Origin of the sequence: Tropicibacter naphthalenivorans (genome assembly GCF_900176475.1) — a bacterium.
Taxonomy (GTDB): Bacteria; Pseudomonadota; Alphaproteobacteria; order Rhodobacterales; family Rhodobacteraceae; genus Tropicibacter; species Tropicibacter naphthalenivorans.
Map to the genome: position 1 here is coordinate 665,527 of NZ_FWXX01000002.1, position 13,385 is coordinate 678,911.

At 63.9% G+C, this 13,385-nt stretch carries 17 protein-coding genes; 3 read left to right on the forward strand and 14 right to left on the reverse strand.

The genetic code is table 11. The annotated features are described in order from the left end of the window. Position 1: 1 nt before the first annotated feature. The 3 genes from B9A11_RS07430 to B9A11_RS07440 form a co-directional block, all read right to left on the reverse strand. Positions 2-1,003 (reverse strand): endonuclease/exonuclease/phosphatase family protein, encoded by a 1,002-nt coding sequence (locus B9A11_RS07430; RefSeq protein ID WP_058247104.1) that lies wholly within the window; start codon positions 1,001-1,003, stop codon positions 2-4. Between the two features lies 1 nt (position 1,004). After that, on the reverse strand, positions 1,005-1,688 hold the full coding sequence (locus B9A11_RS07435) for a molecular chaperone DjiA (protein WP_058246536.1): 684 nt from the start codon (positions 1,686-1,688) through the stop codon (positions 1,005-1,007). Positions 1,689-1,758: 70 nt separating this feature from the next. Beyond that, positions 1,759-2,370: a VOC family protein gene (locus tag B9A11_RS07440; RefSeq protein WP_058246535.1), complete on the reverse strand. Its 612-nt coding sequence runs from the start codon at positions 2,368-2,370 to the stop codon at positions 1,759-1,761. 347 nt (positions 2,371-2,717) lie between these two features. Between B9A11_RS07440 and B9A11_RS07445 the strand changes: the two genes are divergently transcribed. Together B9A11_RS07445 and B9A11_RS07450 are read left to right on the forward strand one after the other, a co-directional pair. Further along, positions 2,718-3,317: a phage tail protein gene (locus tag B9A11_RS07445; protein WP_083499767.1), complete on the forward strand. Its 600-nt coding sequence runs from the start codon at positions 2,718-2,720 to the stop codon at positions 3,315-3,317. A 63-nt stretch (positions 3,318-3,380) separates the two neighbouring features. After that, complete coding sequence (locus tag B9A11_RS07450) at positions 3,381-3,980, forward strand: phage tail protein (RefSeq protein ID WP_058246533.1); 600 nt, start codon at positions 3,381-3,383, stop codon at positions 3,978-3,980. Between the two features lie 33 nt (positions 3,981-4,013). Here the strand turns inward: B9A11_RS07450 and B9A11_RS07455 are convergent, their stop codons facing one another. From B9A11_RS07455 to B9A11_RS07465, 3 genes are all read right to left on the reverse strand, one after another. Continuing rightward, positions 4,014-4,412 carry a hypothetical protein gene (locus B9A11_RS07455; protein WP_058246532.1) on the reverse strand — a complete coding sequence of 133 codons (399 nt, stop codon included), beginning with the start codon at positions 4,410-4,412 and terminating at the stop codon, positions 4,014-4,016. Positions 4,413-4,482: 70 nt separating this feature from the next. Continuing rightward, complete coding sequence (gene scpA / locus B9A11_RS07460) at positions 4,483-6,618, reverse strand: methylmalonyl-CoA mutase (protein WP_058246531.1); 2,136 nt, start codon at positions 6,616-6,618, stop codon at positions 4,483-4,485. Next, positions 6,581-7,675: a hypothetical protein gene (locus B9A11_RS07465; RefSeq protein WP_234988756.1), complete on the reverse strand. Its 1,095-nt coding sequence runs from the start codon at positions 7,673-7,675 to the stop codon at positions 6,581-6,583. The genes scpA and B9A11_RS07465 overlap by 38 nt, the downstream gene beginning before the upstream one ends. On the opposite strand from B9A11_RS07465, the gene B9A11_RS07470 reads away from it, so the two are divergent. Next, on the forward strand, positions 7,674-8,156 hold the full coding sequence (locus tag B9A11_RS07470; protein ID WP_058246530.1) for a DUF4174 domain-containing protein: 483 nt from the start codon (positions 7,674-7,676) through the stop codon (positions 8,154-8,156). The genes B9A11_RS07465 and B9A11_RS07470 overlap by 2 nt on opposite strands. A 1-nt stretch (position 8,157) precedes the next feature. On the opposite strand, the gene B9A11_RS07475 is transcribed toward B9A11_RS07470, so the two are convergent. From B9A11_RS07475 to B9A11_RS22065, 8 genes are all read right to left on the reverse strand, one after another. Next, entirely contained in the window at positions 8,158-8,697 is a 540-nt protein-coding gene (locus tag B9A11_RS07475; RefSeq protein ID WP_143595820.1) for a hypothetical protein, read from the reverse strand. A gap of 108 nt (positions 8,698-8,805) precedes the next feature. Continuing rightward, on the reverse strand, positions 8,806-10,806 hold the full coding sequence (locus B9A11_RS07480; protein WP_058246528.1) for an acetyl-CoA carboxylase biotin carboxylase subunit: 2,001 nt from the start codon (positions 10,804-10,806) through the stop codon (positions 8,806-8,808). Between the two features lie 120 nt (positions 10,807-10,926). Then, positions 10,927-11,133, reverse strand: coding sequence for a hypothetical protein (locus B9A11_RS07485; RefSeq protein WP_058246527.1), 207 nt, complete (start codon positions 11,131-11,133; stop codon positions 10,927-10,929). A gap of 319 nt (positions 11,134-11,452) precedes the next feature. After that, a complete protein-coding gene (locus tag B9A11_RS07490; RefSeq protein ID WP_058246526.1) occupies positions 11,453-11,812 on the reverse strand; it encodes a hypothetical protein in 360 nt (119 codons plus the stop codon). A gap of 54 nt (positions 11,813-11,866) precedes the next feature. Further along, positions 11,867-12,190 (reverse strand): hypothetical protein, encoded by a 324-nt coding sequence (locus tag B9A11_RS07495; protein WP_058246525.1) that lies wholly within the window; start codon positions 12,188-12,190, stop codon positions 11,867-11,869. A 153-nt stretch (positions 12,191-12,343) separates the two neighbouring features. Continuing rightward, on the reverse strand, positions 12,344-12,487 hold the full coding sequence (locus B9A11_RS21600; RefSeq protein ID WP_186009178.1) for a hypothetical protein: 144 nt from the start codon (positions 12,485-12,487) through the stop codon (positions 12,344-12,346). A 214-nt stretch (positions 12,488-12,701) separates the two neighbouring features. After that, complete coding sequence (locus tag B9A11_RS07500; RefSeq protein ID WP_058246524.1) at positions 12,702-13,064, reverse strand: DUF6497 family protein; 363 nt, start codon at positions 13,062-13,064, stop codon at positions 12,702-12,704. Positions 13,065-13,195: 131 nt separating this feature from the next. Then, the gene (locus tag B9A11_RS22065) at positions 13,196-13,357 is read right to left on the reverse strand and encodes a hypothetical protein (protein ID WP_234988758.1); all 162 of its coding nucleotides are present in this window, start codon (positions 13,355-13,357) and stop codon (positions 13,196-13,198) included. Positions 13,358-13,385: the final 28 nt, after the last annotated feature.

A 13,385-nucleotide genomic window follows, 5' to 3' on the forward strand; every position in this document is an offset into this window, starting at 1 on the left:
GTCAGAGGTCGATGTCCAGCGTCACCGGGAAATGGTCCGAGGCAGTCAGCAAGGCTTCGCGCAGTTCCGGCACCGCATAGCAGCGCGGGTCGTTGAACGGATGCCAGATGCGCCACTGCGGCGCCCGGGCGCGCAGGTCGGGCGAGACCATGATGTAGTCCAGCAAGGCTTCGAGGTAATGCCCCTTGTCCTTGAGGAAAAACCGCGCGGTGGTCGGCTGCGCCCCTAGCAGGCTTTGCAAGGCCAGTTCCGCGTGCGGGTCATACAGATGCGGGCCGCCATCGCCGAGGATGATCTCTACCGACGAGCGGCCAAAGAGGTCTTCGTATTCATCCAAGCCCGGACCGTCGTTGAGGTCGCCCAGCACGATCAGGCTTTGCTCGGCGGTCAGATGCGAGTCAATCCGGCGGCGCAGCCAGATCGCCTGCGCCAGTTGCTTGCGCCGGTTGGCGATGGCGAACTGCATGATCTCGTCGCGGGTGCGCGCGCCGTGGGGGGCCTTGGATTTGAGATGCGCGCCAATCATCCGCAGCTCTTGCCCCGCATTGGTCGTCACCGACAGCTCTAGCGGGGGTTTGGAAAACACCACCCGGTCCAGCGTCGCGTCCACGTCGAGGTCGATCTCGAACTGGCCATCAAAGCGCGGAGCCGCGTCCGAGGCCAAGGGATCGTGCCGCACCGTCAGCACCGCCGGGTCGTACATCAGGGCGATTTCCTGCTGGGTGTCGTTGGCAAAGCCGGTCACCACCTCGCGCGTGCGCAGATCAAAGCTCTCGGCGAAATGCGTCAGCGCCCGCACGGACGAGCGCCGCGAACTGGTGTCCGGCGCCTCAATGACCATCACCGCATCGGCGTTCATCGCGGTGAACACGATCCCAAGCGCTTCGGCCTGCTCGGCGCGGGTCACGTCATGGCGCGAGGACCAGCGGCGATCCATGTGCAGCCGGCCCTTGTTGTCAAAGAGGCTATCGAACCATTCGACGTTATAGGTGGCGATGCGCACCTCAGGCGGCATCCTGCGCGCGGATTTCCTCCCACGCGCGGTTGATGTCGGCAAGGCGGCGCTGCGAGAGGGCGACCGCCTCTTCGGGGACGCCGCGGGCGATCATCACGTCGGGGTGGCTGTCGCGGACCAGCTTGCGGTAGGCGGCGCGGATGTCGTCCAGGGACATCTCGGGCGAGACCCCCAGCACCGTGTAAGGATCGGGCACCTCATCGGGGACAAAGCGCGCCCGCAGCGCCCGAAATTGCCGTTCCTCCATGCCGAAAATCTCGGACACGCGGTGCAGAAACGCGTCCTCGGCGGGGTGATAGGTGCCGTCCGCCATGGCGATGTGAAACAGCCCCTCCATCAGGTCGCACAGCGTGCCGGTCTCGGTGTCGAACATGCGGGCGATGCGGCGGGCGTAGTCTTCGAACCCCGCAACGTCCTGCCGCGCGAGGTTGAACACCTTGGCCGCGCCGCCCTCGTCCTCGGGGGCGATCTGGAACACTTCGCGAAAGGCGGTCACCTCGTCCCGGGTCACGAGGCCATCCGCCTTGGCCATCTTGGCCGACAGGGCAATCACCGCGATGGTAAAGGCGACCTTGCGCTGCGGCGGGCTGCGCAATTGGTCGAACACGGCTGTCAGCCCTTCGCCAGAGGCAAGAGCTTGAATCGCTTGGGATATGCGGGACCAGATCGACATGGCGCGCAGTTTACGCCGAAGCGCGGGCGCTGTCAGGGCTGGAATTCATGAATTTTTTGTAGCCAGCGGATCAGCGCAAGGTCACGGAGCCATGATCGACGGCGATCTCGGCGGCCATGCCCGGGAGTCCGGTTTCAAACCGCACCAGCGGTGCGTCCAGATAGGGCTTCAGCAGGCTTGCAAGCTCATCCGCTTGCGGGTGGGTCACCGTCAGCGATTGCAACGTCAACCCAGAGGTCGGCAGCGCCTTGCCCGGCGGAACATCGGTGTGCCACTGGATCAACGCCGGGAACAGCCCGTCAAAGGGCAGCATCCCGTCCAAGGGCACCGCCATCGCCCAGCGCAGATCGCCGCGCTGCAATTCCAGCCGCCGGCCCGCCATGGGCAACAGCTGCAACGCCGCGTCCAGATCGTCCACCCGGCAGACCCATTTGTCCAGCCGCGCGGGCCCGGCAAAGGCATCCAGCCCAAACCAGCGCGGATCGTCAGGCGCGGGCGCGGAGGGGTCGATGGCGATGGCTTCGATATAAAGGTCCGGCTCCAGCTCGAGCAGTTGGTTGTGCGTGCCGAACCGGCCATGCACGCCGCCGGGGTTCAGAGGCTGACCCAGTTGCTCTTCGGTGTGGGCCGTCGCTTCGGCCAGCGTTCCGCCCAAGACGGCAATATGATCGAGTACAAGCATAACGGCGTCCTGAAACCTCATCTTACAGGAAAGATAGGTCACGTTAACCAAGCTGACCAGAGACTTTCGCCCACGCTGCGCTGCGGCATTATCGCCCCGCCCCAAAATCAGCTTTCGCCTGTGCGCCGCGTCACAGGTCACGGCGGACTTCACCTTGACGGGTGCGGGGCTGCGCGTGTTCACTTTAGACAGGAGGACGGCGCGCATCCCTTCTGACCGATGCGGCGCATCGCATAGCGTATTTACAATTTTTCACAGTGCCTCCTGCATTGAAAACCCCCGGCCGACCACCCGCCTTGGCGGACCGATCGGGATATGGAGAAACCTGTCACGTGGGGACATGGAACATGACTTTATTGACCAAAGCCAAGGCGGTCACAGCCGCTGCCGCGCTGATGCTGGGGGGCGGGCTGGCCGCGCCAGCACAGGCGCAAATAATTGACTATACTGGAAATATCATCACCGTCGCCTTTGATTTTTGCCCGCGGGGCACACTGCGCACGGACTCGCAGTTGCTTTCAATCAATTCAAACCAGTCGCTGTACGCACTGCTGGGGCTAAGCTACGGCGGCAACGGGGTTCAGACCTTTGGCCTGCCGGATCTGCGCGGGCGCGTGTCCATGGGCTGGGGCGATGGGCCGGGCCTGACGCCCAACGTGCTGGGCGCTCAGGCAGGCTTTACGACCGTAACCCTGTCGCAGAGCAACCTGCCCCCGCACAGCCATACGGTGAACGCCACCAACGAAGCGGGCACGCTGGACGATCCCACCGGCGCCTTCCTTGGCCGTTTGGCGGGGGCGTATCACGACGGTCCGGCAAGCAGCACCATGGACCCCGCCATGCTGAGCATCGCCGGGGCGACCGGCAATCCGGTGAACAACACCATGCCCTACACGACGCTGACCAACTGCATCGTGACCCAAGGGATTTTCCCGCCGCGCAACTGATCGGCGCACTGACTTTCCTCGGCACTCTGCCGACCTGACCCTTTATCGAACTGGATACATCCTATGACACTTTTCGCAAAAACCCGCTCTGTCATTGTTGCCGCCGCCGTGGCCGCCACCAGCCTGATCGCCGCCCCGCAGCAGGCCGCCGCCCAGGACTATTACATTGGCCAGATGATCAACGTCGGCTTTAACTTCTGCCCCCGCAACACGCTGCAAGCCAATGGCCAACTGCTCGCAATTGCGGATAACATGGCGCTGTTTTCCCTGCTGGCCACCAATTTCGGCGGCGACGGGCGCACCACCTTTGGCCTGCCGGACATGCGCGGGCGCGTGTCGATCCACAATGGAACCGGCCCCGGCCTGCCGAACTATCGGCTTGGGCAAAAGGCGGGCGTGGAAAGCAACACGCTGACCGTGGCGCAGATGCCCGCGCACACGCACACGGTGAATTCGGTCAACGAACAGGGCGACCGTCAGCGCCCCAGCACCGATTTTCTTGCCAAGTTTCCGGGCATTTACCACGATGGCCCCGCCAATACGACGATGGATCCGGGCATGATCGGCTCGACCGGGGACGGCCAGCCGATCACCAACATGCAGCCCTACCTTGTCACCAACTGGTGCATCGTCACGCAAGGCATCTACCCGTCGCGTCCGTGACATTTGGTGACGGGGGGCCGATGGTCCCCCGCCCTAGCCCAGCATCTGCACGCCTTCGCGCAGCACCCACAGGGCGGCCAAAACCGTGGGCGTAAAGCTGGCGACTTGGGCAAAGCGGCGCACCGCCGGGACCAGCCCGAGCAGCTGCATCGCGGCAAACGCGCCCCCAAGCGCGAGCACCGTCCCCGACCCCATGACCCAGCCGGTCAACGGCCAGATGCAGCCCGCGAGGACCAACATCGCGGCACTCTGCGCGGCCCCGGCGTCGCGCCCCATGAGGCCCACGCCGATCTGCACCATCAACGGCAGACCCGCCACGCCAAAGCCGATCATCACCGCCAGCTCCAGCGGCATGTCCTTCCAGATCGGGCCGGACCAGATCACCAGCCCCGCCCAGAGCGCCGCTGCGCCCCAGATCGCCAAGCCTTTCATTTCCCTACCCTTTCATAGCAAAACGCGCGCCGCAGATGGGCGCGCGTTCAGTGTCAAAATCCAGGGCGGTTTACGCGTTGCCCTTGGCGTCGCGGATCAGGCGCAGGATGTCCTTGGCCGCTTCGGGGATGTTGGTACCGGGGCCAAAGATCGCCTTGACGCCCGCGCCGTACAGGAATTCGTAGTCCTGCTGCGGGATCACGCCGCCACAGATGACGATGATGTCGCCCGCGCCCTGATCTTTCAGTTCCTGAACCAACTGCGGGGCCAGCGTCTTGTGCCCGGCGGCCTGCGACGAGATGCCGATCACGTGCACGTCGTTGTCGATGGCGTCCTGCGCGGCCTCGGCCGGGGTCTGGAACAGCGGGCCCACGTCCACGTCAAAGCCGATGTCCGCAAAGGCGGTGGCGATCACCTTGGCACCGCGGTCGTGACCGTCCTGGCCCATCTTGACCACCAGCATCCGCGGGCGGCGGCCTTCGTCCTCGGCGAACTGGTCGACCGCCTTCTGGATCGAGGCGAAATCCTCGTCGCCCTCATAGGCTGCGCCATAGACACCGGCGAGCGTTTTCACTTCGGCGCGGTGACGACCAAAGACCTTTTCCATTGCCATGCTGATCTCTCCTACCGAAGCGCGGGCGCGGGCGGCCTCGACCGCCGCTTCGAGCAGGTTACCGCCCTCTTGGGCGCGGCGTTCCAGCTCGGCCAGGGCCGCATCGCAGGCGGCCTGATCGCGGGTTGCGCGGATTTTCTCCAGACGGGCCACCTGGGACTCGCGCACCTTGGCGTTATCGATGTCCAGGATGTCGAGGTCTTCTTCCTTGGCCAGCTTGTACTTGTTGACGCCCACGATCACGTCGTCGCCGCGGTCGATGTCGGCCTGACGCTTGGCGGCGGTTTCCTCGATGCGCAGTTTCGGCATCCCGGAGGCCACGGCCTTGGTCATGCCGCCCATCTCGTCGACCTCTTCGATCAGCTTCCACGCGGCCTCGGCCAGATCGTGGGTCAGCTTTTCGACGTAGTACGACCCGGCCAGCGGATCGACCACCTTGGTCACGCCGGTTTCCTCTTGCAGCACCAGCTGGGTGTTGCGGGCGATGCGGGCGCTGAACTCGGTCGGCAGGGCGATCGCCTCGTCCAGAGCGTTGGTGTGCAGCGATTGTGTGCCGCCCAAAACCGCGCTCATCGCCTCATAGGCCGTTCGGATCACGTTGTTATAGGGGTCCTGTTCGGTCAGCGACACGCCCGAGGTCTGGCAGTGGGTGCGCAGCATTTTCGAACGCGGGTTCTGCGCGCCAAGGTCGGTCATGATGCGGTGCCACAGCATCCGCGCCGCGCGCAGTTTGGCCACTTCCATGAAGAAGTTCTTGCCGATGGCAAAGAAGAACGACAGACGGCCGGCGAACTTGTCGATATCCATGCCCGCTTCCATGGCGGTTTTGACGTATTCCTTGCCGTCCGCCAGCGTGTAGGCCAGTTCCTGCACCAGCGAGGCGCCCGCCTCTTGCATGTGGTAGCCCGAGATCGAGATCGAGTTGAATTTCGGCATCTCGTTCGAGGTGTATTCGATGATGTCCGAGATGATCCGCATCGACGGCTCGGGCGGGTAGATGTAGGTGTTGCGGACCATGAATTCCTTCAGAATGTCGTTCTGAATGGTCCCGGACAGGACCGAGCGGTCATGGCCCTGCTCTTCGCCCACGACGATAAAGTTCGCCAGCACCGGGATCACCGCGCCGTTCATGGTCATGGAGACGCTGACCTTGTCCAGCGGGATGCCGTCAAAGAGGATTTTCATGTCCTCGACGCTGTCGATGGCCACACCGGCCTTGCCGACATCGCCCACCACGCGGTCGTGGTCGCTGTCATAGCCGCGGTGCGTGGCAAGGTCGAAGGCGACCGAGACGCCCTGTTGGCCTGCGTCCAGCGCCTTGCGGTAAAAGGCGTTCGATTCCTCGGCGGTCGAGAAACCGGCATACTGGCGGATCGTCCAGGGACGGCCCGCGTACATGGTCGCCTTGACGCCGCGCGTGAACGGGCCAAAGCCGGGCAGCGTGCCCATATGCGGCAGATCCTTGGTGTCGGCCTCGGTGTACAGCGGCTTGACCTCGATGCCTTCGAGGGTGTTCCACGTCAGGTCGTCCACCGCGCGGCCGCGCAGTTCCTTTTCAGCGAGTTGGCGCCAATCTTCGGGCAGGTCTGTCATGTCGTTGTCCTCTTGCTTGCAGATCCTTGCCGAGGTTTGTCCCCGGTCGGTCGGAGGCTGCGGTCTCTGTCAGGGTGGCCAGACCATCGGCCCCGGCGCGTAGCCAGAACAGATCGTCCGCGTAGGCTTCGCGCAAACGCGCCGCCTGGGTGAAATCAAAGGGCTGCCAGCGGCCTTCGCCGGGCAGCTGGGCGGGGTCTTCGCCGCGCTCGGCCAGGCAGGTGCGCAAAGCGGCCAGGTCGGGGCAGCGGTTGGCCCAGAACGCGCCGGGCTGGCTTTCGGGGCCGGATTGCCCGGTGATCGCCTCGAACAGCGCCTCGGGGCGGTCGGCAAAGCGTTCGAACACGGTCACGGTGATGTCCGCGCCCGGGCAGGCGCAGGCCAGATCGGTGATCACATGCCGCCAGCTGCGGCTGGCATTTGCCAGCGCCTCCAGCTTGGCTTCGGTCGGCAGGGGCATCCCGCGCGGCACCAAAAAGGCCAGGGCCGAGGCCCACCACATGTCCAGCGACCGGATTTGCAGGTTGACCCGCGTCACCGGCGCAAAGCCCGCCGCCACCCGCGCCATACGCAGGCCAATTTCGGGGTACAGCGCCCCTGCCCGCACGCAGCGGCGCGGCGTGCCGATGAGGTTCTCGTCCGAGACGACCAGCGCCCCTAGCCCGCGTTTTTCAGCGCTGCGCAGGTTCATCTGCACGCGGCCCGCGCGGCGGCGCGCCTCTGCCGGGGTGGCGGGCGTGTCGGTCAAACCATCAAGCACCCCTTTGCGGGTGCGCCACGGCCCCCAAAACCCGATCCCCGCCCCATCCAGCGTGGCCCGGTTGGCGCGCATATAGTGCTGAAAACTGGTCGAGCCGGTGCGGTGTGCGCCGACGTGCAAGATCACATCCATCTGGCTTGCTGCCTTCTTGTGCGGGGTGCGTTCTGCGACCACGAAGCTGTTGAAGGCATAAGATGCACCCAAGCTGGTGAGCATCTTGTTAAAGCTAAAATTTTCACGGATCTGGGGCGTGCTGCCCTGTGCAGGACGGTCCGGCGGACATATATCTTGATCCATGAAGATCAAATTGTCCGTATTCACCGCAGTTTTTGTCGCGTCCCTGAGCGGGGCGAGCCTTGCGCAGGATGTCACCGTCGATCCGCCCGCCGTGGTGACGGTGGACCCGGCGCAGATGATCCGCCCCGCCGCCGAGGTTACGCTGGACGAGTTCTTGTGGATCAAACGGCCCGTGGTGGTCTTTGCCGACAATCCCGCCGATCCGCGATACGTCGAGCAGATGGATTTGCTGACCTCGCGGCTGGACCCATTGGACGAGCGCGACGTGGTGATCATCACCGACACCGACCCAAAGGCGCGGTCCGCCGTGCGCCAAGAGCTGCGCCCGCGCGGGTTTAGCCTGACGGTGCTGACCAAGGACGGGACGATCATCTTTCGCTCGCCCGCGCCGCGATCCGAACGCGAAATCAGCGCCGCCATCGACGCGGTGCCGCTGCGGCGGCAGGAAATCCGCGACCGGCTGAATACGGTGCGCGAATAGCCTAGACGTTGCCCCGCATGAACAGCAGCAGCATTTCCGGCGGATAGAGCATCAGCAGCGCGTTGGTCGCCGGATCGTAGACTGTAATGGCCTTGTCCGAGGTCATGACCGCATGAAACCCGTTGGAAATCCCCGGATCCTCGATGCAATCGAGCGCCGGCCCAACCCCGGCGGACACCAGCCCCAGCCCGGTGGGCAAATCCAGCGACATGATCCCGCGCGACACCTGATGCGGCGTCGTTCCCGGCATATCGAACCACACCGCCCGGTTGCGTTTGAGGTACAAGACCGCCTCGCGGTAGGTCGTCACCTGACGCGGGCCCGCGCTGCGCAACACCTCGGACGCCAGATCGTAGACCGCGATCGTACAGGTCGATTTCGAGACGAAATGGCGCTGCTGCGCGAGGAACACCCATTTGTTGAGGTAAGCCCGCAGCTCTTCCTCGGTGTCCATGGCAAAGCAGCCACCCAGCGTCGCCAACAGCGCCGCCATCATCGCAAGCCGCCGCAAAGGCAGCGCCGCCAAATGCCAAGCCTTCATCCACATAGGCCCAAGGCATAGAGCCAAATTCTGAACAAAGGGTTGCGAGGGCCGCCCCCGACCCGGATCGCAAACCGCGATCCGCAAGCCTATGGGCGGCCCAAGACATCATTCGAATTCCATGATCACTTCGTCGACCGCAAGGCTGTCGCCCGCAGCCGCGTTGATCTTGGACACAACGCCCTTCTTCTCGGCGCGCAGGATGTTTTCCATCTTCATCGCCTCGATGGTGCAGAGCGCCTGGCCCTCTTGGACCTCCTGCCCCTCTTCCACGTCGATCTTGACCACCAGACCCGGCATCGGGCAGAGCAGCATTTTCGAGGTATCGGGGGGCAGTTTTTCCGGCATCAGCTGGGCCAGTTCGGCCTGACGCGGGCTGCGCACGTGCACCTTGAGATCCGCGCCGCGCGAGCGAATACGGAAGCCTTGGGTGATCTTGTCGACCTTGAGCACCAGACCTTCGCCATCGACCAGCATCCGCGCGAGGCTGTCGCCCGGTGTCCAGTCGCCTTCGACGCGGGCGGAGGTGCCATCGGCGAATTTCACCGTCGAGCCCGCCGGATCGGCGTCGATGGACACGTCAAAGGACGCGCCTTGCAGGGCCACGTTCCACTCGGTGCCGACGCGGCGTTCGTGGTTGTCCAGACGGCCCGACACGCGGGTGCGGCGGATTTCCGCGACGCGGTTCATGGCCGCACAAGCCGCCGCGATCTTTTTCAGACCGTCCTCGGCCAGCGTCACGCCTTCGAACCCTTCGGGGTATTCTTCGGCGATAAAGGCGGTGGTCATCTCGCCCGAGATGAACTTGGGGTGGTCCATCACAGCCGCCACGAAGGGCAGGTTGTGGCCGATGCCTTCGACCTCAAAGCTGTCGAGCGCGTTGCGCATCACCTCGATGGCCTCGGCGCGGGTCGGTGCCCAGGTGCAGAGCTTGGCGATCATCGGGTCGTAATACATCGAGATCTCGCCGCCCTCGTAGACGCCGGTGTCGTTGCGCACCAGCCCCGCGCCCAGCTTGCCCTCTGCGGGGGGGCGGTAGCGGGTCAGACGGCCAATCGACGGCAGGAAGCCGCGATAGGGGTCTTCGGCATACAGACGGTTTTCGATGGCCCAGCCGTTGCGCTGCACGTCCTCTTGCTTGATGGTCAGCGGCTCGCCATTGGCGACGCGGATCATCTGTTCCACGAGGTCAACGCCGGTGATCAGCTCGGTGACCGGGTGTTCCACCTGAAGACGGGTGTTCATTTCGAGGAAGTAAAAGTTCCGCTCGCCATCGACGATGAATTCCACGGTGCCTGCGCTGGTATAGCCCACGGCCTTGGCCAGCGCGACGGACTGCTCGCCCATGGCTTTGCGGGTTTCTTCATCCAAGAATGGCGACGGTGCCTCTTCGACGACCTTCTGGTTGCGGCGCTGGATCGAGCATTCGCGCTCGTTCAGGTAAATGCCGTTGCCATGGGCGTCGCACAGCACCTGGATTTCGATGTGGCGCGGCTGGGTGACGAATTTCTCGATGAAAATTCGGTCATCACCAAAGGAGTTCGCCGCCTCGTTCTTGGACGACTGAAAGCCTTCGCGGCAGTCGTCGTCGTTCCACGCGATGCGCATCCCCTTGCCGCCGCCGCCAGCCGACGCCTTGATCATCACCGGGTAGCCGATCTCGTTCGAGATTTTCACGGCCTCGTCGGCGTCCTCGATCAGGCCCATGTAGCCGGGCACGGTGCTGACGCCTGCTTCCTGCGCGATCTTTTTCGAGGTGATCTTGTCACCCATCTTCTCAATGGCCCCCTTGGGCGGGCCGACAAAGGCAACGCCCGCGGCCTCGAGCGCCTCGGCGAACTTGGCGTTCTCCGACAGGAAGCCGTAACCGGGGTGCACGGCCTGCGCGCCGGTCTGCTTGATGGCGTCCATGATCTTGTCGATCACGATATAGGATTGGTTGGCCGGAGGTGGGCCGATGTGGATGGCTTCATCGGCCATTTCCACGTGCAGCGCGTTTTTATCCGCGTCTGAATAGACCGCGACGGTCTTGATACCCATGGCGCGGGCGGTCTTGATGACCCGGCAGGCGATCTCGCCCCGGTTGGCGATCAGGATCTTGTCGAACATGTCTGTCCCTTCTTTAGTGGCCCCATGGCGGGGCGTACGTCTCGGCATGACAAAGCCGCCCACGGGAGAGACCCCGGGGCGGCTGGTGATAGAATTACAGTCGGGCCAAGGCCCGTGGATTTAGCGGCAGAACTGCGGGGTGACGTCGTCGCACACAACGCCAGCTGCGCCGCCAATGGCTGCACCGGCCGCGACATTGCCGCCCGTTGCTGCTGCGCCCGCCGCGCCGATGCCCGCGCCAAGCGCGCCGCGTTCAAGGTCGGTGCCTTCGCAGGCCGCAAGACCAAGGCTGGATGCAAGGGCGAGGGAAAGGGTGAGAATGCGCATGGGACTGTCTCCGTTCGTTGCTCGGTGGCGCGCTGTTGCGGCGCGCGTTCATGACCCATTAACGAAGTCGTCCGAGCAGAAGTTCCCTGCCCTTCAGCATTTTTCTGGATGCAACGCGTGGAAAAAAGACGGAGGACACGCATTGGGGACTGCACGCGCCCTCCGTCAAGGGAAGGGTAATGCCCGGCGCTGGCCGACAATTGACCAAAGCCTGACAGGGTGCAGTTGGGGGCAAAATCGGGCGCGCGCACAAGGGGATTGCGCACCGAGCCGGTACAATCGGCGGTGGTCTGCGCAAATTCGCTGTGCACGCGCGGAATCATGCCCAATCGTCCTCTTCGAACGCCTCGGGAAAGGATGCGCGGGCGGCGGTCTCGTTGATGACCAGCAGCGCCTCATAGCTTTCGGGGTCGAAATCTTCTTCGACGGCCACGACCTCGCGGCCAAACAGCCACGACAGGCGGCCCGCGTCGAGGTTGCCGCGTTCGAACGGCTGGTCGCCGAAATGCTCCCACAGGGCTTTCATAAAGCCCGCATCGGCGCGTTTGTCCGCTGGACGGCGATCGCGATAGCGCTCCAACGGCTTGAGCGGCGTCGCGCCCTTGGGATTGGCGCGGCGCAGGGTAAATTGGAAATCGGTTCCGGGCAGACGGCCCGGAAATCCGCGATGCTTCAGCATGGGACGCCCCTTACCGCGACGGGGCGTCCGAAAGGGCGCGATGCACCCCCAGCGTCAGCCGTTCGTGTTGCGGTTCTGGTTGGTGTTGCGGTTTTGGTTGTTAAGCTGGTTCTGCGTGCCGCCGCCATTCGGGTCGACCACGTCGCCCGGATCGGTGACATCTGCCACGTCATCGATGACGCCATCGCCGTTAGTGTCCAGCGCGGCTGCGGTGTCTGCGTCGGCCACGCACAGATCACCGGACAGGACAAAGCCGGTCGGGCAGTAGGCCAGCCCCAGCTTGTCGTAGGTCGGCAGGGCCGTGACGGACGGCGCAGCACAGGCCGACAACAGGCCAGCAGCAGCAAGGACGAAAACGGTGGTGATTTTTGCAGACATGACTTGGTCCCCTTGAGATGCGCAGGCGTTTTTCCCTGCGGTTTACAAAGGTTAACGTAGTCACTTGCGGCGCGGGCACCTTGATCGGTGTCAACTGGCGCCATTTTCCCGCAGGGCGGGAACGGAGCGGACAACAAAGCCCGCCCCGATAGGTTACTTGTATTTGCCCGTGTAGACCGGTTCAACGCTGATCGGCTCGGGGTCGACCACGATGTACTCTTCTTCCGGCGCACCACCACAGGCGGCAACGCCTGCGACGAGTGCGAACATGGCAAGCAGTTTGACGCTCTTGGACATCTTCTACTCCTGTCACTTTCTATGAAACCTGCCGGGCCTGTTAGCCCAACCTGTCCCCGTTTCGAGGTTACGATTGCTTGGGTGCAATCGAGAGCAACGGTAGCGCGCGCGCGGTCAAAAAGATACGCGCATTGGGCCAGACTTGCAGGCTGTGACGCAGAAGCCTCAGAAAGTTGTCCACATGAGAGTCGCCGCGCAACATATTGTGCACCCATCAAAAAGCCTCCCAGATGCAGAGGTCGTTTTCGACGAGAAAACTCTCGAAAAACTGGGTGATCTCGGGGTTGCGCACGCCAAATTCGGTGGGCGCGGACATCAGCGAGATCACAACACGTTCGGGAGCAAGTCCCGATTCCGAGAGCTTGGGCAGCGCAAACCCGGCGCAAAGCAGCGCCAGATCGTCGGCCAGATCGACGTAGGTCATGCCCTCCTGCCCCAAGGCAGGCTGGACAAAGCGGAACCGATAGGTCGGCGCCTCGTCGATCATGTCGTGAAAGTCGAACACCTTGCCGGTGCCTAGGTCCACCGGCTCTTCGGCCGCTAGGGACGGGCCGCAGGTCAGCGACAGGGCGCTCAACGATAGGGTGATTAAAGCGGCGCAGCTCCAGCCTCGTTTCCGAGCTCCTCCTGCCAGAGCTGCGCGCACCCCGGACGCGTCCGGGGCTGGTGTTTCGGTGCGGGAAACGGCCGCTGTACTGATACGCGGGCTCATGCCGAGCCCCCCTTTGCCCAACGGGTCCAGCGCGCACGTCGCGCAGGATCGTTCAGCAAGGCGCGGATGCGATCCTCCAGACCAGCCTCGGGACGGCCCAGCAGGCGGCCCCCGGCGGTCACGGTCAAAACATCTTCCGCTGCGGCAATCTGTATCACGGGGGAAAATCCACGCAAGTGTTTTAAA

What these genes read in the sequence shown, in the direction of transcription:
- B9A11_RS07435 (WP_058246536.1), bottom strand. Translation starts at nt 1,688, where the DNA reads ATGTCGATCTGGTCCCGCATATCCCAAGCGATTCAAGCTCTTGCCTCT.
- B9A11_RS07440 (WP_058246535.1), bottom strand. Translation starts at nt 2,370, where the DNA reads ATGCTTGTACTCGATCATATTGCCGTCTTGGGCGGAACGCTGGCCGAA.
- B9A11_RS07445 (WP_083499767.1), top strand. Translation starts at nt 2,718, where the DNA reads ATGACTTTATTGACCAAAGCCAAGGCGGTCACAGCCGCTGCCGCGCTG.
- B9A11_RS07450 (WP_058246533.1), top strand. Translation starts at nt 3,381, where the DNA reads ATGACACTTTTCGCAAAAACCCGCTCTGTCATTGTTGCCGCCGCCGTG.
- B9A11_RS07455 (WP_058246532.1), bottom strand. Translation starts at nt 4,412, where the DNA reads ATGAAAGGCTTGGCGATCTGGGGCGCAGCGGCGCTCTGGGCGGGGCTG.
- scpA (WP_058246531.1), bottom strand. Translation starts at nt 6,618, where the DNA reads ATGACAGACCTGCCCGAAGATTGGCGCCAACTCGCTGAAAAGGAACTG.
- B9A11_RS07470 (WP_058246530.1), top strand. Translation starts at nt 7,674, where the DNA reads ATGAAGATCAAATTGTCCGTATTCACCGCAGTTTTTGTCGCGTCCCTG.
- B9A11_RS07465 (WP_234988756.1), bottom strand. Translation starts at nt 7,675, where the DNA reads ATGGATCAAGATATATGTCCGCCGGACCGTCCTGCACAGGGCAGCACG.
- B9A11_RS07475 (WP_143595820.1), bottom strand. Translation starts at nt 8,697, where the DNA reads ATGAAGGCTTGGCATTTGGCGGCGCTGCCTTTGCGGCGGCTTGCGATG.
- B9A11_RS07480 (WP_058246528.1), bottom strand. Translation starts at nt 10,806, where the DNA reads ATGTTCGACAAGATCCTGATCGCCAACCGGGGCGAGATCGCCTGCCGG.
- B9A11_RS07485 (WP_058246527.1), bottom strand. Translation starts at nt 11,133, where the DNA reads ATGCGCATTCTCACCCTTTCCCTCGCCCTTGCATCCAGCCTTGGTCTT.
- B9A11_RS07490 (WP_058246526.1), bottom strand. Translation starts at nt 11,812, where the DNA reads ATGCTGAAGCATCGCGGATTTCCGGGCCGTCTGCCCGGAACCGATTTC.
- B9A11_RS07495 (WP_058246525.1), bottom strand. Translation starts at nt 12,190, where the DNA reads ATGTCTGCAAAAATCACCACCGTTTTCGTCCTTGCTGCTGCTGGCCTG.
- B9A11_RS21600 (WP_186009178.1), bottom strand. Translation starts at nt 12,487, where the DNA reads ATGTCCAAGAGCGTCAAACTGCTTGCCATGTTCGCACTCGTCGCAGGC.